The sequence below is a fragment of the Sphingomonas sp. Leaf412 genome, assembly GCF_001425405.1.
GTDB lineage: Bacteria > Pseudomonadota > Alphaproteobacteria > Sphingomonadales > Sphingomonadaceae > Sphingomonas.
Map to the genome: position 1 here is coordinate 1,395,526 of NZ_LMQP01000003.1, position 16,679 is coordinate 1,412,204.

At 68.6% G+C, this 16,679-nt stretch carries 16 protein-coding genes; 6 read left to right on the forward strand and 10 right to left on the reverse strand.

Annotated features, from left to right (window positions below):
* Nucleotides 1-32 precede the first annotated feature (32 nt).
* Complete coding sequence (dinB, locus tag ASG29_RS13840) at nt 33-1,109, forward strand: DNA polymerase IV (protein WP_268796239.1); 1,077 nt, start codon at nt 33-35, stop codon at nt 1,107-1,109.
* A 79-nt stretch (nt 1,110-1,188) separates the two neighbouring features.
* Here the strand turns inward: dinB and ASG29_RS13845 are convergent, their stop codons facing one another.
* Nucleotides 1,189-1,950 carry a competence/damage-inducible protein A gene (locus ASG29_RS13845; RefSeq protein WP_055984976.1) on the reverse strand — a complete coding sequence of 254 codons (762 nt, stop codon included), beginning with the start codon at nt 1,948-1,950 and terminating at the stop codon, nt 1,189-1,191.
* 51 nt (nt 1,951-2,001) lie between these two features.
* Here ASG29_RS13845 and map point away from each other — a divergent pair, with 51 nt between their 5' ends.
* On the forward strand, nt 2,002-2,832 hold the full coding sequence (map, locus tag ASG29_RS13850; RefSeq protein WP_055984979.1) for a type I methionyl aminopeptidase: 831 nt from the start codon (nt 2,002-2,004) through the stop codon (nt 2,830-2,832).
* A 71-nt stretch (nt 2,833-2,903) separates the two neighbouring features.
* Nucleotides 2,904-4,565, forward strand: coding sequence for a helicase HerA-like domain-containing protein (locus ASG29_RS13855; protein ID WP_055984982.1), 1,662 nt, complete (start codon nt 2,904-2,906; stop codon nt 4,563-4,565).
* 129 nt (nt 4,566-4,694) lie between these two features.
* Here ASG29_RS13855 and ASG29_RS13860 read toward each other — a convergent pair whose 3' ends face one another.
* On the reverse strand, nt 4,695-5,651 hold the full coding sequence (locus ASG29_RS13860; RefSeq protein ID WP_055984985.1) for an isopenicillin N synthase family dioxygenase: 957 nt from the start codon (nt 5,649-5,651) through the stop codon (nt 4,695-4,697).
* 104 nt (nt 5,652-5,755) lie between these two features.
* On the opposite strand from ASG29_RS13860, the gene ASG29_RS13865 reads away from it, so the two are divergent.
* The 3 genes from ASG29_RS13865 to ASG29_RS13875 all read left to right on the forward strand — a co-directional run bounded on the left by ASG29_RS13865 (nt 5,756) and on the right by ASG29_RS13875 (nt 7,798).
* Entirely contained in the window at nt 5,756-6,988 is a 1,233-nt protein-coding gene (locus ASG29_RS13865; RefSeq protein ID WP_055984988.1) for a multidrug effflux MFS transporter, read from the forward strand.
* Nucleotides 6,989-7,049: 61 nt separating this feature from the next.
* On the forward strand, nt 7,050-7,385 hold the full coding sequence (locus tag ASG29_RS13870; protein WP_055985703.1) for a hypothetical protein: 336 nt from the start codon (nt 7,050-7,052) through the stop codon (nt 7,383-7,385).
* Nucleotides 7,382-7,798: an MliC family protein gene (locus ASG29_RS13875; protein WP_055984990.1), complete on the forward strand. Its 417-nt coding sequence runs from the start codon at nt 7,382-7,384 to the stop codon at nt 7,796-7,798. The genes ASG29_RS13870 and ASG29_RS13875 overlap by 4 nt, the downstream gene beginning before the upstream one ends.
* A gap of 186 nt (nt 7,799-7,984) precedes the next feature.
* Here ASG29_RS13875 and grxD read toward each other — a convergent pair whose 3' ends face one another.
* The 8 genes from grxD to ASG29_RS13915 form a co-directional block, all read right to left on the reverse strand.
* The gene (gene grxD, locus ASG29_RS13880) at nt 7,985-8,305 is read right to left on the reverse strand and encodes a Grx4 family monothiol glutaredoxin (protein ID WP_055984993.1); all 321 of its coding nucleotides are present in this window, start codon (nt 8,303-8,305) and stop codon (nt 7,985-7,987) included.
* A gap of 29 nt (nt 8,306-8,334) precedes the next feature.
* The gene (locus tag ASG29_RS13885) at nt 8,335-8,568 is read right to left on the reverse strand and encodes a BolA/IbaG family iron-sulfur metabolism protein (protein WP_055984996.1); all 234 of its coding nucleotides are present in this window, start codon (nt 8,566-8,568) and stop codon (nt 8,335-8,337) included.
* A 4-nt stretch (nt 8,569-8,572) separates the two neighbouring features.
* Nucleotides 8,573-8,896, reverse strand: coding sequence for a DUF1476 domain-containing protein (locus ASG29_RS13890; protein ID WP_055984999.1), 324 nt, complete (start codon nt 8,894-8,896; stop codon nt 8,573-8,575).
* A gap of 62 nt (nt 8,897-8,958) precedes the next feature.
* Nucleotides 8,959-12,447, reverse strand: coding sequence for a DNA polymerase III subunit alpha (gene dnaE / locus ASG29_RS13895; RefSeq protein WP_055985001.1), 3,489 nt, complete (start codon nt 12,445-12,447; stop codon nt 8,959-8,961).
* 177 nt (nt 12,448-12,624) lie between these two features.
* On the reverse strand, nt 12,625-13,098 hold the full coding sequence (locus ASG29_RS13900; protein ID WP_200932468.1) for a glutathione peroxidase: 474 nt from the start codon (nt 13,096-13,098) through the stop codon (nt 12,625-12,627).
* Complete coding sequence (locus ASG29_RS13905; protein WP_055985007.1) at nt 13,095-13,679, reverse strand: GNAT family N-acetyltransferase; 585 nt, start codon at nt 13,677-13,679, stop codon at nt 13,095-13,097. The genes ASG29_RS13900 and ASG29_RS13905 overlap by 4 nt, the downstream gene beginning before the upstream one ends.
* On the reverse strand, nt 13,676-14,347 hold the full coding sequence (locus ASG29_RS13910; protein WP_055985010.1) for an ABC transporter ATP-binding protein: 672 nt from the start codon (nt 14,345-14,347) through the stop codon (nt 13,676-13,678). Before ASG29_RS13910 ends, ASG29_RS13905 begins: the two co-directional genes overlap by 4 nt.
* Before the next feature lie 150 nt (nt 14,348-14,497).
* Nucleotides 14,498-15,748 (reverse strand): lipoprotein-releasing ABC transporter permease subunit, encoded by a 1,251-nt coding sequence (locus ASG29_RS13915; protein WP_055985013.1) that lies wholly within the window; start codon nt 15,746-15,748, stop codon nt 14,498-14,500.
* Nucleotides 15,749-16,679: the final 931 nt, after the last annotated feature.

A 16,679-nucleotide genomic window follows, 5' to 3' on the forward strand; every position in this document is an offset into this window, starting at 1 on the left:
CCGTTCCGGGGAGGAATGCTATATCCGGCGGAGTGACCGAAAACACTCGCAAGATCATCCACATCGACATGGACGCCTTCTACGCGTCGGTGGAGCAGCGCGACGCGCCCGACCTGCGCGGGCGGCCGGTGGCGGTGGGCAGCGCGAAGGGACGCGGGGTCGTGGCGGCGGCCAGTTACGAGGCGCGCGCGTTCGGGGTGCGGTCCGCCCTGCCCTCCGTCACCGCGCTCAGGCGCTGTCCCGACCTGGTGTTCGTGCCCCCGCGCTTCGACGTGTATCGCGCGGTCAGCCGGCAGATCCACGCCATCTTCGCCGACTATACCGACCTGATCGAGCCTTTGTCGCTGGACGAGGCGTATCTGGACGTGACCCAGGACCGCCGCGCGCTGGGATCGGCGAAGGCGATCGCGCAGGAGATCCGCGCGCGCATCCGCGCCGATACCGCGCTGACCGCATCGGCGGGGGTCAGCTACAACAAGTTCGTCGCGAAACTGGCATCGGACCAGAACAAGCCCGACGGCCTGTGCGTCATCCCGCCCGCGAAGGGCGCGGCGTTCGTCGCCGCGCTGCCGGTAAAGCGCTTCCACGGCGTCGGCCCCGTCACCGCGGCGAAGATGGCGCGGCTGGGGATCGAAACCGGCGCGGACCTGCGCGACCGCCCGATCGATGTCCTGCGCGCGCATTTCGGCAGCCATGCGGATTACCTGTACGGCGCCGCGCGCGGGATCGACGAGCGTCCGGTGCGCGCCGACCGGGAGGCGAAGTCGATCGGTGCGGAACGGACGTTCGAAACCAACCTGACCGGGGAGGACGACCTGCGCGCTGCCCTAGAACGCGTCGCCGACGCCGCCTGGATCCGCATCGAGCGGCACGAGGCGCGCGGGCGGACGGTGACGCTGAAACTGCGCCACGCCGATTTCCGCACCGTCACGCGCGCGCGGTCGACCACGGTGGCGGTGACGACGCGGGAGGTGCTGCTGGAGACGGGATGGTCGCTGCTGCTGGCCGAGCTGCCCGTGCCGGGCGGTATCCGCCTGCTGGGCCTGACGCTGTCGGGACTGATGCGCGAGGCGGAGGGACCGGTGCAGCCGGGGTTGCCGTTCGCTTAGATCCTTTCGTGTCCCCGCGAAGGCGGGGACCCAGTCTGGGCTCCCGCCTTCGCGGGAGAACAATGAGGCAGGGTAGCGGCTAGATGCCCCCCGCCGTCACCTCATATCCCACCGCCTCCAGCTCGGCGGTCAGGTCGTTCAGGCAGGCATCGACCAACGCTTCGTCGGGCGAGCGCACCACGAAATTGGCGCCCACGCGCCCTTCGCGGAAGAACGGATAACTGCCGATCGCGACGCCCGCGTGGCGCTTCTCGGCCGCGCTCAGCAAGTCCGCGACCTCGCTTTCCGCGACCCAGCCGCCGATCGACTTGCTGACCACCGGGCGCCCGCCCTCCAGCGTGCCGGTCAGCGCGTCGAGCATCCCCGCGGTGATGTGCGGGACGCCTGCCATTATGAAGACGTTGCCGATGCGGATGCCCGGCGCGCCCGACAGCCGGTTCTCGATCAGGTCCGCGCCCTCGGGCACGCGCGCCATGCGCAATCGCGCCTCGGTCACCGCCCCGCCCTTCGATTCGTAATAGCGCGTCAGCACCGCGACCGCCTTGGGATGATGCACGACCGCCACGCCCAGCGCCGCGGCGATGGCATCGACGGTGATGTCGTCGTGCGTCGGCCCGATCCCGCCGGTGGTGAACAGATAGTCGTTGCGGGCGCGCAACGTGTTCACCGCCTCCACGATCGCTTCCTCGCGATCCGCGACGACGCGCACCTCGGCCAGCCGGATGCCCTGCACGTTCAGCCACTGCGCGACCTGCGCGATATTCCTGTCCTGCGTGCGCCCCGACAGGATCTCGTCGCCGATCACCGCCAGCGCCGCGGTCCAGATGCGTTCCTCTGCCATGTGCGTGGGCATAGCCTCGCAAAGCCGTACGCACCACGCTATATCGCGCCGATGACCGAATACGTGACCGTCACCTCCGACGCCCCGCTCGTGCGCACGGGCGCGATCAAGCTGCATGGACCGGAGGCGTTCGCGGGGATGCATGCGGCGGGGCGGCTGTGCGCCGAGACGCTGGACATGCTGGTCCCGCACATGGTGCCGGGCGTGACGACGGGCGAGATCGACCGGATGATCCACGATTTCGTCGTGGCGCGCGGCGGCACGCCCGCGACGCTGGGTTATCGCGGCTACACCCATTCCAGCTGCATCTCGATCAACCACGTCGTCTGTCACGGCATTCCCGGCGATCGCGCGCTGAAATCGGGGGAGATCGTCAACGTCGACGTCACCCCCATCCTCGACGGCTGGCACGGCGATTCCAGCCGCATGTACCTGATCGGCGACGTGCCGTTGAAGGCGCGGCGGCTGGTCGACGTCACGTACGAATGCCTGATGCTGGGCATCGAGCAGGCGCGGCCCGGCAACACGATGGGCCACGTCGCGCATGCGATCCAGCGGCATGCGGAAGGGCATCGCTACGGCGTGGTGCGCGATTTCTGCGGCCATGGCCTGGGCCGCCTGTTCCACGACGCGCCGGAGGTGGTCCACGTCGGTCGTCCGGGGACCGGGCCGGAGTTGAAGCCCGGCATGATCTTCACGATCGAACCGATGATAAACATCGGCCGCCCGGACGTGAAACTGCTGGAGGACGGGTGGACGGCGGTGACGCGCGACCGGTCGCTGTCGGCGCAGTTCGAACATTCGATCGGCATCACCGAGGACGGGTGCGAGATCTTCACGACCTCCCCCGCCGGGCTGGACCGGCCACCCTACGCGGCATAGCGCCTGCACGCGATCGCTTCCCCACCGCCGCGCCGACACCTAAGGTCGGCGCAAACACGGGAGGACGGCGAGTGACCGAGGGCAGCATCTTCATCGGCGCGCAGGCGGGCGGCGCGCAGCCGCAGAACCTGGAACTGAAGCGCGCCAATCGCCACGGCCTGATCGCGGGCGCGACCGGCACGGGCAAGACCGTGACGTTGCAGGGGATCATCGAGGGATTCTCCGCCGCGGGCACGCCGTGCTTCGTCGCGGACGTGAAGGGGGACCTGTCGGGCCTCGCCATGCCCGGGTCCCCCACCGCCAAGACCCACCCCATCTTCGCCGCACGCGCGGCGGAGATCGGCATGACCGACTGGGCCTATGCCGACACGCCGGTGCAGTTCTGGGACCTGTACGGCGAACAGGGCCACCCGATCCGTACCACGATCAGCGAAATGGGACCGCTGCTCCTCGCCCGCCTGATGGCGCTGAACGAGGTGCAGGAGGGCGTCCTGACGATCGCGTTCCACGTCGCGGACAAGGACGGGCTGCTGCTGATCGACCTCGACGATCTCCAGGCGATCCTGACGCATTGCGGCGACCGCGCCGACGAGCTGACGACCACATACGGCAATGTCAGCAAGCAATCGATCGGCGCGATCCAGCGATCGCTGCTGCAATTGCGCAGCCAGGGGGCCGAGCATTTCTTCGGCGAGCCTGCGCTGGACCTCCACGATTTCATCGGCACCGACGATCGCGGCCGGGGCATCGTGAACGTGCTGGCGGCGGACAAATTGATGTCCTCGCCCAAATTGTACGCGACGTTCCTGTTGTGGCTGCTGTCCGAATTGTTCGAGGCGCTGCCCGAGGTCGGGGACGTCGACAGGCCGGTGCTGTGCTTCTTCTTCGACGAGGCGCACCTGCTGTTCGACGACGCGCCCGAGGCGCTGGCGGAGAAGATCGAGCAGGTCGTGCGCCTCATCCGCTCCAAGGGCGTCGGCGTCTATTTCATCACGCAGAATCCGATCGACATCCCCGACAAGGTCGCCGGACAGCTGGGCAATCGCGTGCAGCACAAGCTGAACGCCTTCACCCCGCGCGACCAGAAGGCGGTGGCGGCGGCGGCGGACACGTTCCGGCCCAACCCCGCGATCGACGTGAAGGCCGCGATCACCGAATTGAAGGTCGGCGAGGCGCTGGTGTCGCTGCTCCGGCCCGATGGCGCGCCGTCGCCGGTCGAACGCACGCTGATCCGCCCGCCCGCCAGCCGCGTCGGCCCGCTGACCGCGGTGGAGCGCGGCGTGCTGATCGCCAACGATGCGATCGGGGAGAAATACGACACGCTGGTGGATCGCGAATCGGCGGAGGAATTGCTGGCGGCCAAGACGCAGGAGGCCGCCGCGGCCGTTTCCGCCGCGCGCGCGCAGGACGATGCGGCGAAGGCCGCGGCGTTGCAGGCGAAGGAGGACGCGCGCCTCGCCAAGGAAGCGGAGCGCGCGCGCATCGCCGACCGGCGCGAGGCCGACCGCGCGGCGCGCGAGGCGGAGCGCACGCAGCGCGCGGCGGAGCGCGAGGCGGCGAACTCGCCGTGGAACAAGGCGGTAACGTCGGCGACCCGCTCCGCCTCGTCCACGATCGGGCGCACGGTGGCGAGCGAGGTGACGAAGGCGGTGCTGGGCGGCGGGCGGGGGAAGTCCGGCGGCCTGCTGGGGCAGGTGATGCGCGGCGTGCTGGGCGGATTGTTGCGGCGGTAGGGCACGCCGCCCACCACCTCCGGTCGGGCTGACCATGACCCCCGTTCGGGCTGAGCGACGTCGAAGCCTGTGCGCGACCGTCGGCGGATACCCTTCGACTTCGCTCAGGGCGAACGGAGGTGGTGAGGATCAGGCCTTGATGAGCCCGATCTCCACCAGCCGCTCGTGCAGGTAATCATGCGCGGTGATCGGCGTCGGATACCGGTCCGGCCGCGCCGCCGATACGCATCCCGGCAACGTCTCGATCAGGAAATCGGGCGCGGGGTGCAGGAAGAAGGGCATGGAATAGCGCGAATGCCCGCGCCGCTCGGGCGGCGGGTTGACGACGCGGTGCGTGGTCGACGGCAGGACGTGGTTCGTCAGCCGTTGCAGCATGTCGCCGACGTTCACGACCATCGCCCCCTCGGGCGGCTTGATCGCCAGCCAGCGGCCGTTCTCGCGATCCAGCAGTTCCAGCCCCGCTTCCTCCGCGCCCAGCAGCAGGGTGATGAGGTTGATATCCTCATGCGCGCCCGCCCTGACCCCTTCCGCATCGGCGGGGATCGGCGGATAGTGGAGCAGGCGCAGCACCGAATTGCCGTGCTTCACCGCCGGATCGAACCAGTCGGGGGTCAGCCCCAGGTGCCGCGCGATCGCGGACAGCAGGCGGTCGCCTGCGCGATCGAACGCGGCGAACAGCTCGACGAACGTGTCCCGGAACCCCGCGGGGCGCGTCGGCCAGATGTTGGGCGACATGACGTCGGCGAAGCGATGCCCCGCGGGCAGCTCGCGCCCCACATGCCAGAATTCCTTCAGGTCGACGTGCGTCGCGTCCTTCGCGATTTCCGTCTTGAACGGCGTATAGCCGCGCGCGCCGCCGCCGCCCTCGACGAAATAGCCGCGCTTCTCCGCATCGGGCAGGGCGAACAGCGCCTCGGTCTCCCGCCACGCACGCGCGATCAGGTCCTGCGGCACGCCGTGGTCCGCGACGATCGCGAAACCGAAGCGTTCGAACGACCCGCCGAAGGCGGCGGCGAAGCCGTCGGGGTCGCGGTCCTGATCCGCGAGGCTCAGCGTCGGGACCTGTTCGGCGGGGGTGTCGAGCATATGCAACTATCCGTTTTCCTTGGACGACCGATATAGCCGCCCGGCCGCCGCACGGCCACCCTTCAACCGTGACACCGCCCGCTCCGCCGCCTACAGGCGCCGCCATGGCCGATCGCGACACCCCCCTTCCCGCCGGGCACGGCGCGCCGCTGGCGTTGCCCGAATTCGTGGCGCTGGTCGCCGCGCTGATGGCGCTGGGCGCGCTGGGGATCGATTCGATGCTGCCCGCGCTGCCCGCGATCGGATCGGCGCTGGGCACCGCGGACGCGAACGCGAACCAATATGTCATCACCGCCTTCTTCGCCGGGTTCGGCGCGGGGCAGTTGATCCACGGGCCGCTCGCCGACCGCTACGGCCGCCGCCGCGTCCTGATCGTCGCGCTGGCGATCTACGCCGTCGCCAACGCCCTTTGCGCGGTCGCGGCCAGCTTTCCGTTGCTGCTGGCGGCACGGCTGATGGGCGGGCTCGCGGTCGCCGCCACGCGCGTCGCGACCGTCGCGATGGTGCGCGACTGCTTCCACGGGCGCGCGATGGCGCGGGTGATGTCGATCGTGATGATGGTGTTCATGATCGTCCCCGTGCTGGCGCCCGCCTTCGGCGCCGCGGTGCTGGTGTTCGGCGGGTGGCGCGACATCTTCTGGGCGATCGTGGCGACCGCGGGCATCGTGCTGGCATGGTTCGCGTGGCGGATGCCCGAGACGCTGCACGCCGGGGACCGGCTGCCGATGTCGTTGTCGCGCATCCTGGCGGGATGGCGGACGACCGTCACCGACCGCCGCTCGCTGGGCTACACGCTGGCGACGGCGGTGCTGCTGGGCGCGTTGTACGGCTACCTCAATTCGGTGCAGCAGATCATGGCGCAGACCTTCGCGCGCGCCGACCTGCTGGTCGTCATCTTCGGCGCGACCGCGTCCACGATGGCGGTCGCGAACCTGTTCAACGCGCGGCTGGTCATGCGGCTGGGAATGCGGCGGCTGGGGCATGGCGCGGTCGCCGCGATGCTGGTCGCCAGCATCGTCCACCTCGCCATCGCCGCGTCCGGCCACGAAAGCCTGCTGACCTTCGCGATATTGCAGGCGGTGACGATGGCGTCCTTCGGCCTGTCGACCGCCAATTTCTCCGCCATGGCGATGGAGGACATGGGCCATATCGCGGGCGTCGCGTCCAGCGTGCAGGGGTTCCTGAGCATCTCGATCGCGGTCGGGATCGGCGCGGTCGTCGGACAGGCGTTCGACGGCACCACGCTGCCGCTGGCGACGGGCTTCGTCGTGGCGTCCGGCCTCGCGCTGCTGATCGTCGCATCGACCGAGCGCGGTCGGCTGTTCGCCGCGACCTGACGGAACCCCGCCCCTCATGCGCCGTTCGACGGAAACGAATAAAACGAAGGAGCGCAACGCGATGGGCGGCCACCAGGTGAACAGCCACGGTTCCGGCGACGACGGCTACGACGAGGACGGCTACGACGAGAGCCAGCGCGCCGAAATCCTGGAGGCGACGCGCGACGGCCCCAGCGACGGGACGATCATCACCGATCTGGAACCCGACGTGGACCAGGACGACGACGAGGACGAGGACGCGCTGACCATGGCGGAGGGCGAGGTCGGCACCGTCGATTCCGGCGCCGCGCAGGACGAGGAGGACCTGGAGGAAGACGACCTTCAGGAGGATTTCGAGGACGGCACCGTGGCCGAGGGCGAGATCGCGGATCGCGACGACGACAGCCTGCGGCCGTGACGATCGCGCGGGCGGCGCTGGTGTCCCTCGCCGCCTGCCTTTTGGCCGCGTGCGGATCGCGGGCGCGCGACGCATCGTCGACGGTCGACATCGCGGATGCGGCGGCGGACGCCAGCAATTCCGTCGCCGCCTACGACCGGGTCACTCCGCGACGGCTGCTGCCCGCCGGGATGCCCGCGGTAGCGGTCGCGACCTATCGCTGCGCGGGCGCCGTCACGCTCGATGCCCGGTTCGACAACCGGGCGGATAACGTCCGGCTGCGCGGGGCAGGCATCGCCGCAACGCTGGCGGGGCAGCATCCGGCGTCGGGCATCTGGTACGGCGGGAAGGGGGGCGAATTGCGCGGCAAGGGCCGGAACGCCACCTTCACCTATCCGGACGGCCGCGCGATCGCGTGCGTCGCCGACGACTGACTGTCGGTCAGGCTTACACCTGTCCCGCCCGCACCCGCGCGATTAACCATCGAAACCCGCGCAACTCCGTCGCCGGCGTGTCGTGGCACGGGGGATGCAGAATGGATCGTGCACCGAGCGTCTCGACGCTTTCAGCCGGGCGGGGGCCCGCTTCTTCGATCTCGCGCCCCCGCCCGCACCCGGTGCCTACGCCGCCTCCGCCTTCAGCAGGTCGGCCAGCTCGCCCGATTCGTACATCTCCATCATGATGTCGGACCCGCCGACGAATTCGCCGTTCACGTACAGCTGCGGGATCGTGGGCCAGTCCGAATAGGCCTTGATCCCCTGGCGCACGCCCTGGTCCTGAAGCACGTCGACGCTCTCGAACTCGGCGCCCAGCCGCTCCAGGATCGCGATCGCGCGGCTGGAGAAGCCGCACTGCGGGAACAGCGGCGTGCCCTTCATGAACAGGACGACGGCGTTGTTCTTCACCACCGCATCGATGCGGGCGTTGGCGTCTTCGGTCATGTCGCAAATTCCTTGATCGTCCGAGGACGCTATTTCGGGACGGCGGTCGTCAGCTGCAAGGCGTGGAGCACGCCGCCCATCCGCCCGCCCAGCGCGGCATAGACCGCCTGGTGCTGCTTCACCCGCGGCATCCCGGCGAAGGACGCGCTGACGACCCGCGCGGCCCAGTGGTCGTCGTCGCCCGCCAGGTCGGTCATCTCGACCGTCGCATCGGGGATCGCGGCGGTGATGAGCGCCACGATCTCATCGGCTGCCATCGGCATGTCGCTATTCCGACTGCATGAGCTGGCGGCGCGCCTCGACGGTCTGCTCGTCCAGCGCGCGGCGGACGGTGGCCTCGTCCATGTCGACGCCCGCGGCGGTTAGGTCGCCGACCAGCTTGCGCACGACGTCCTCGTCCCCCGCCTCCTCGAAATCGGCCTGCACCACCGCCTTGGAATAGGAATCCGCCTCCTCCGGGGTCAGCTTCATCAGCGTCGCGGCCCATTGCCCGACCAGGCGGTTGCGCCGCGCGGTGATGCGGAACGCGACTTCCTCGTCACGCGCGAACTTGGTTTCGAAGGCGCGCTCGCGATCGTCGAAGGTGGTCATGTGGGCTCCGATGCTTGATTTGGGACAACCTAGGGCGATGCGACCGGGCGCGCAACGTCGCGTCAGCCGACCGACTTCAGCCGCGTCTCCTCGATATCGAACGCGACCGCGGTGACGCCCGGCAGCGCCTCGATATGGTCCGCCAGTTCGGCGTCGATGCGGAAATGCCGCCCCAGCAGCACGCGCGCGACCGCCCCGTCGGGCAGGGGCGCGAGCAACGTCACCTTCCCCCGCGCATCGCGCTCCGACCCCAGCAACGCGGCCAGCCCCGCGACCCCGCGCGCGTCCGCCACCGTCACCTCCAGCGCGAAGCGCGTGGTGGTCGCCAGCCCCTCGAACGGCTTCAGCGCCTTCACCGTCACGCGCGGCGTCTCCTCGCCCGGGCGTCGATCCAGCTCGACCGTCGCCAGCGCGCAGCCGCCGACCCGCGCCGCATCCTCCAGGTCCTTCGCGACGGGATCGTCGAAACAGGTCGCGACGAACTGCCCGCTGGCGTCGGACAGCGTCGCCATCATGTACCTCTTGCCGCGCGCCGACGTGCGCCAGCGCGCCTCCTCCACCAGCACCGCCATCGTCGCGCCGACGCGCGCGCCGTCCGCGATCGCCAGGTCGCCGAGCGCGGCATAGCTGCGCGCGCCGTGCATCTTGGCCAGGTGGCGGTGGCGATCGACGGGGTGGGCGGAGAAATAGAAGCCGAACGCCTCCTTCTCCTGCTCCATCCGGTCCGCGATGCTCCAGCGGACCGACTGCGGCAGCTTGATCGCGTCGCCAGCATGCGCCTCCGCACCGAACAGGCCGCCCTGCCCGCTGATCCGCCCTTCATGCGTGCGCGCGGCGACCGCCAGCATCGTTTCCGCGACCGCATGGACCTTCGCGCGATCGGGCTCCAGTGCGTCGAACGCGCCGCCCGCGGCCAGCGTCTCCAGCTGCCGCTTGTTCACCAGCCGCGGATCGACGCGCGTGGCGAAATCGTCGATCGTGGCGAAGGCGCCGTTCGCGCGTTCCTCGACCAGTTTCTCCATCGCGCCCTCGCCGACCGATTTCAGCGCGGCCAGCGCGTAGCGCACGGCGTTGCCCTCCGCCGTCTCCTCGACATCGAATTCCGCCACGCTGGCGTTGATGCACGGCGGCAGCAGCGGCACGCCCATGCGCCGCGCATCGTCGACGAACACCGCCAGCTTGTCGGTCAGGTGCAGGTCGTAGCACATCGATGCGGCGTAGAATTCGGCCGGGTGATGCGCCTTCAACCACGCGGTCTGGTACGCCAGCAGGGCGTAGGCCGCGGCGTGCGACTTGTTGAAGCCGTAGCCTGCGAACTTGTCGATCAGGTCGAACAGCTGGTTGGCGTAGGCCGCGGGGATTTGGTTATGCGTCGCGCATCCCTCGACGAAGGTCGCGCGCTGCGCGTCCATCTCCGCCTTGATCTTCTTCCCCATCGCGCGCCGCAACAGGTCCGCGCCGCCCAGCGAATAGCCCGCCAGCACCTGCGCCGCCTGCATCACCTGTTCCTGGTAGACGAAGATGCCGTAGGTTTCGTTCAGGATCGGTTCGAGCAGCGGGTGTGGATAGGCGATGTCCTCCTGCCCCTGCTTGCGGCGGCCGAACGACGGGATATTGTCCATCGGGCCGGGGCGGTAGAGCGAGACGAGCGCGATGATGTCGCCGAAATTCGACGGGCGGACCGCGGACAGCGTGCGGCGCATCCCCTCCGATTCCAGCTGGAACACGCCCACCGTGTCGCCCTTCTGGAGCAATTTGTAGACCGCCTCGTCGTCCCACGACAGCGCGTCGAGATCGATCGCGACGCCGCGCTTCGCCAGCAGTTGCACCGCCTTCTTCAGCACCGACAGCGTCTTCAGCCCGAGGAAGTCGAACTTCACCAGCCCGGCATCCTCGACATATTTCATGTCGAACTGCGTCACCGGGATGTCCGACCGCGGATCGCGATACAGCGGCACCAGCTGCGCCAGCGGCCGGTCCCCGATCACCACGCCCGCGGCGTGGGTCGACGAATGGCGCGGCAGTCCCTCCAGCTTGGTGGCCAGGTCCCACAGGTGGCGGACCTGGTTGTCGTTCGAATATTCCTTCGCCAGCTCGGGCACGCCGTTCAGCGCGCGCTTCAGGTCCCACGGATCGGTCGGGTGATTGGGCACCAGCTTCGCCAGCCGGTCGATCTGGCCGTAGCTCATCTGCAACACGCGGCCGGTGTCCTTCAGCACCGCGCGTGCCTTCAGCTTTCCGAACGTGATGATCTGCGCCACCTGATCGCGGCCGTATTTCTCCTGCACGTACCGGATCACCTCGCCGCGCCGCGTTTCGCAGAAGTCGATGTCGAAATCGGGCATCGACACGCGCTCGGGGTTCAGGAACCGTTCGAACAGCAGGCCCAGCTGCAACGGGTCCAGATCCGTGATCGTCAGCGACCACGCCACGACGCTGCCCGCGCCCGATCCGCGGCCCGGACCGACGGGGATGTCCTGTCCCTTCGCCCATTGGATGAAGTCCGCGACGATCAGGAAATAGCCGGGGAACCCCATCTGGATGATGACGTCCAGCTCGAACTCCAGCCGGTCGCGATAGGGCCGGCGCCAGTCGCCCTCCCCGCCCTTCCCCAGTTCCGCGATCCGCTGCAACCGCGCGTCGAGCCCGCGCCGCGCCTCCTCGCGCAGCATCGTCGCCTCGCCCTCGCGGTCGCCCGCCAGGCTGGGCAGGATCGGCTTGCGCTTGGGCGCCGCCACCGCGCAGCGCTGCGCGACGATCAGCGTGTTCTCGACCGCCTCGGGCAGATCGGCGAACAGCCGCCGCATCTCGTCCGCGCCCTTCATCCACGCATGGCCGCAGCTGCGGATGCGGTCGTCGCTTTCGACATAGGTGGAATGCGCGATGCACAGCATGGCGTCGTGCGCGTCGCCGAACGCCGCCTCCTCGAAACAGCAGGGGTTGGTCGCGACCAGCGGCAGGCCGCGGTCGTACGCCAGGTCGACCAGCTCCGCCTCTGCCGCCATCTCCACCGCGTCGTCGCGGCGGCACAATTCCACGTACAATCGGTCGCCGAACGCCGCCGTCAATCCATCGACATAGGCGCGCGCGCGATCGGGCTGCCCCTCCGCGAACAGGCGCGCCAGCCCGCCCTCGCCCCCCGCGGTCAGCGCGATGACGCCCGCCGCATGCGTCGCCAGCATCGCGAAGGGCACGTGCGGCACCTGCTCGATCGGGCGATCGAGGTGGGCGTGGCTGACCAAGGCGCACAGATTGTCGTAACCGCCCGCGTCCTGCGCATATAATGCGATCCAGTCGACCTGCGGCGCGACCCCCTCGGGCAGGCCGGGACGCGCGACGCCCAGCATCGTGCCGATGACGGGCTGCACCCCCGCGCCGAACGCCGCGTCGGAAAAGGCCATGGCGGCATACAGGCCGTTGCGATCGGTCAGCGCGGCGGCGGGAAAGCCCAGCTTCGCCGCACGCTTCGGGATCGCCTTCGGCTCGATCGCGCCGTCCAGCATCGTGTAGGACGAGAAGATGCGGAGCGGCACGAACCCGGAATGTTGCATGCCCGTGACGCTACAGCGCGCGGCGCGATTCGACCAGCGACGAAGGGCTCGGCCCGTCGCGCAATCCCGACCGGCGACCGGCATCGCATGGCCTTCGACGACGCTCAGGCCGAACGGATCGCAGCGACAATCACCCCCACCCGTTCATGCTGAGCGAAGTCGAAGCACTTGTGCCGCCTACAGCAACGCCTCGATATCCCGCGCGATATCTTCCGGCCGGGTCGTCGGTGCGTAGCGGCGCACCGTCCGGCCCTCGCGGTCGATCAGGAACTTCGTGAAGTTCCACTTCACCGCCTTCGACCCCATCAGGCCGGGCGCCTCCGCCTTCAACCGCTCGAACAGCGGGTCGGCGTTCGCGCCGTTGACGTCGACCTTCGCGAACACCGGGAAGGTCACGTCGTAGGTCAGCGTGCAGAAATTCGCGATCTCCGCGGCATCGCCCGGCTCCTGCGCGCCGAACTGGTTGCAGGGAAAGCCCAGCACCGCGAACCCGCGCGCGCCGTATGTGCGGTGCAGCGCCTCCAGCCCCTCATACTGCGGGGTGAAGCCGCATTTCGACGCGGTATTGACGACCAGCAGCACCTTTCCGCGATACGCGTCCAGCGCCACCGCGCCGCCGTCCGCGGCCTTCACGGTCAAATCGTCGATCATCGCGCACGCTCCAGCAGCCAGTCGAGGTTGCGGCGGACGCCCGGCCATTCGGACGCCAGCACCGAATAGACCACGATATCGCGCACGCGGCCATCCCGCACCTGATGCCCGCGCAGCACGCCGTCGCGCTTCGCCCCCAGCCGCTCGATCGCGGCCTGCGACCGTTTGTTGAACCAGTCGGTGCGGATCTGGACGACGTTGCATCGCATCGCGTCGAACGCATGCGCGAACAGCATCCGCTTCGCCTCCGTGTTCACGCCGGTCCGCTGCACGGCGCGCGCGTAGAAGGTGCCGCCGATCTCCACGCGCCGATGCGCTTCGTTCATCCGCATCAGCCGCGTGACGCCCACGACCGCGCCGTCGGGCCGGCACACCGCCAGCGGAAAGGCGCGGCCCTCGTCGCGTTCCCGGACCATCGCCGCCATCGCCGCGTCGGGATCCGCGAACAGCGACACGTTGGCGAAGAACAGGTCCAGCTGGTCCGCCGCCGCGGCGGCCAGCGCATCGCGATCACCCGGCTCCAGCGGGCGCAGGACGGCATGGCGGCCGACCAACGTCGGCGCGTCACGCCACGGGTTCATGTCAGCACGCCCTCGTGCAGGCGCACGACGCGGTCCATCTTCGCCGCCAGCCGCTCGTTATGCGTCGCCACCAGCGCCGCCGAGCCTTCGCCACGCACCAGCCGCAGGAATTCGGCCAGCACCTTGTCCGCGGTATGTTCGTCCAGGTTCCCGGTCGGCTCGTCCGCCAGCACCAGCGCGGGGCGGTTCGCCAGCGCGCGCGCCACCGCGACGCGCTGCTGCTCGCCGCCCGACAGTTGCGCGGGCCGGTGCCGCAACCGGTGCCCGACGCCCAGCGCGGTCAGCAGCACCGCCGCCCGCTCCTCCGCCGCCGCGCGCTCCGCGCCATGGATCAGCTGCGGCAGGACGACATTCTCGGTCGCGTCGAAATCGGGCAGCAGGTGGTGAAATTGATAGACGAAGCCGAGCTGGTCGCGCCGCACCGCGGTCCGCCCCGCCGCATCCAGCTTCGCCGCCTCGGTGCCTGCGATCCGGATCGATCCCTCGAACCCGCCCTCCAGCAGGCCGACCGCCTGCAACAACGTCGACTTGCCCGACCCCGACGGCCCCAGCAGCGCGACGATCTCCCCCGGCGACACCGACAGGTCGACGCCGCGCAGGACGTGGATCGTCTCGCCCCCCTGCGTGAAGCTGCGCGAGAGGGAGGTGGTCTGAAGGACGGCGCTCATCGATCCTCCCCGAGCCTGCTCGGGGAGGGGGACCATGCCGCAGGCATCGTGGAGGGGCAGGCCCCGCCATCGTGCCGCACCGGCCACTCCACCACGCGCTGCGCGCGCGGTCCCCCTCGCCAGGCGAGCCTGGGGAGGATCGGTATGCCCCTATTCATACCGCAGCACCTGTACCGGATCGGTGCTCGCCGCCTTGTACGCGGGATAGACCGTCGCCAGGAACGTCATCACCAGCGTGATCGCCACGATCGCGCCGATCTCCACGAAATCGGGCTTCGACGGCAATTCGGTCAGGTAGCGGATCGACGGGTCCCACAGATTCTGTCCCGTCACCAGCTGCACGAAATTCACCACCGCCTGGCGATAGAACAGGAACACCGTCCCCAGCACCAGCCCGGCCAGCGTCCCCAGCACGCCGATCGTCGTCCCCACCGTCATGAAGATCCGCAGCATCGCCCCCCGGCTCGCCCCCATCGTGCGCAGGATCGCGATGTCGCGCGTCTTGGCGCGGACCAGCATGATGAGGCTGCTGGCGATGTTGAACGCCGCGACCAGGATGATGATGCACAGCACGACGAACATCGCCACGCGCTCCACCGCCAGCGCGTCGAACAGTTCGGCGTTCAGCCGCCGCCAGTCCGCGATGATGCCGATCCCCGCCACCTTGGGCGCCAGCGGGGCCAGTATCTCCCCGACCCGGTCCGCATCCACGGTGTCCAGCTCCACCATGCCCACGCTGTCGCCCATCAGCAGGAACGTCTGCGCGTCGGGCAACGGCATCATGACGTATGCCTTGTCGTAATCGTAGATGCCGACCTCGAATATCGCGGCGACGCGGTAGTTCACGATGCGCGGCACCGTGCCGAACGGCGTCGTCTGCCCCTGCGGACTGACCAGCGAGATCTCCGACCCCACCGTCGCGCCCAGCGCTTCGGCCAGCCGCGCGCCGATCGCGATGTTGTTGCTGCCCGCGGTCACGCTGCTCAGGCTGCCGACGACCACCTTGCTGCGGATCGCGGGGTTGGCGCGGATATCCTCGACGCGCATGCCGCGCAGCAGGATGAATTCGGCGCGGCCGTTGTACGTGGCGAACAAGGGCTGCTCGATCAGCGGCGTCGCGCTGGTCACGCCCGGCGTCGCCTTCGCCTCCGCCACCACGCGGCGCCAGTCGGGCAGGCGGCCGTTGAACCCCTGCACGACGGCATGGCCGTTCAGCCCGACGATCTTGTCGAACAGCTCGGCGCGGAAGCCGTTCATCACGCTCATGACGATGACGAGCGCGGCGACGCCCAGCATCACCGCCCCCAGGCTGAACCCCGCGACGAGCACGATGAACCGCTCGCCCTTGCCCGGCAGCAGATAGCGCCGCGCGATCATGCCTTCATAGCGCGACAGCAACATGCGCGTGTCCCTAGGGGCTGCCGCTCATCCGTGCAATCGGGCGTGTGGCGGGCGTGTGGCGGAATCGTCACAGGGTTTCGGCAATCCGTTTATCTCCCGTTCATTTCGGTCGACACGCCCCCATGGCGGACCGTACACGAATGCCACTGGCACACAGGCAATGGCCGTGGTTCGGGGAAAAGGGTCCACCAGCCCCGCTTCGTTTGACGAGGCGCGCGGGCAGGAGGAAAAATGGGGGCTGACGAGCGATCGTCACGCAGGCGCCCGGATCGCGACACCGCGGTCCGGGCGTTTGGCGTTTTGGGCCGAACCGCCGGTCGAGGCGTGGGCAAATACTTATCGTTAACGGCGATCCAGCCAATAAATCGTCTTGAGAGATAGACGATATTCTGGCGATCTTGCCTCGGCATCCCGGTTGATTCACAAAAACCGAAAATATGGCAGATAAGTTATGTCGAGCATGATCCTGGCTCTTACGGCGGTTCTTGCCACCGCCTTACAGACACATCCGTCGGGTAAGGAAACTCCCCTATCCGAGGAACAGGTCCGGAAAGTCCTGTATAGTGGCGGTATTATATCGATTGCGCCTAACGGCACCCCTTACATGACAGAATATTTTCGCCCCGATGGTACTTACGTTCAATACCTAATACCGGCACTGTCAATACACTCGGACTATACCGTTGAAGGTCATAAGGTATGCGTGCAGAACTATAATTGTCGTATCATGCGGCGATTTGGCCAAAACTATTTTTGGGATTTCAACCGCGGTCGAGAGGTGGATCGCTTTCGAGGTATTACAATCGAGCGGATAGGAGTATCTGCGTTTTTTCGAGCAGATCATCGGATCACCCTTCGCTGACGCGATCATAGGCGGCATACATGACCGCGCTGCCGGGAGGGAGCGACACCGCCCCCTCCCCGCCCCGCC

What these genes read in the sequence shown, in the direction of transcription:
- ASG29_RS13915 (WP_055985013.1), bottom strand. Translation starts at nt 15,748, where the DNA reads ATGTTGCTGTCGCGCTATGAAGGCATGATCGCGCGGCGCTATCTGCTG.
- ASG29_RS13905 (WP_055985007.1), bottom strand. Translation starts at nt 13,679, where the DNA reads ATGAACCCGTGGCGTGACGCGCCGACGTTGGTCGGCCGCCATGCCGTC.
- ASG29_RS13870 (WP_055985703.1), top strand. Translation starts at nt 7,050, where the DNA reads ATGGGCGGCCACCAGGTGAACAGCCACGGTTCCGGCGACGACGGCTAC.
- ASG29_RS13910 (WP_055985010.1), bottom strand. Translation starts at nt 14,347, where the DNA reads ATGAGCGCCGTCCTTCAGACCACCTCCCTCTCGCGCAGCTTCACGCAG.
- ASG29_RS13890 (WP_055984999.1), bottom strand. Translation starts at nt 8,896, where the DNA reads ATGACCACCTTCGACGATCGCGAGCGCGCCTTCGAAACCAAGTTCGCG.
- grxD (WP_055984993.1), bottom strand. Translation starts at nt 8,305, where the DNA reads ATGACCGAAGACGCCAACGCCCGCATCGATGCGGTGGTGAAGAACAAC.
- map (WP_055984979.1), top strand. Translation starts at nt 2,002, where the DNA reads ATGACCGAATACGTGACCGTCACCTCCGACGCCCCGCTCGTGCGCACG.
- ASG29_RS13860 (WP_055984985.1), bottom strand. Translation starts at nt 5,651, where the DNA reads ATGCTCGACACCCCCGCCGAACAGGTCCCGACGCTGAGCCTCGCGGAT.
- ASG29_RS13900 (WP_200932468.1), bottom strand. Translation starts at nt 13,098, where the DNA reads ATGATCGACGATTTGACCGTGAAGGCCGCGGACGGCGGCGCGGTGGCG.
- ASG29_RS13845 (WP_055984976.1), bottom strand. Translation starts at nt 1,950, where the DNA reads ATGGCAGAGGAACGCATCTGGACCGCGGCGCTGGCGGTGATCGGCGAC.
- dnaE (WP_055985001.1), bottom strand. Translation starts at nt 12,447, where the DNA reads ATGCAACATTCCGGGTTCGTGCCGCTCCGCATCTTCTCGTCCTACACG.
- ASG29_RS13865 (WP_055984988.1), top strand. Translation starts at nt 5,756, where the DNA reads ATGGCCGATCGCGACACCCCCCTTCCCGCCGGGCACGGCGCGCCGCTG.
- ASG29_RS13885 (WP_055984996.1), bottom strand. Translation starts at nt 8,568, where the DNA reads ATGCCGATGGCAGCCGATGAGATCGTGGCGCTCATCACCGCCGCGATC.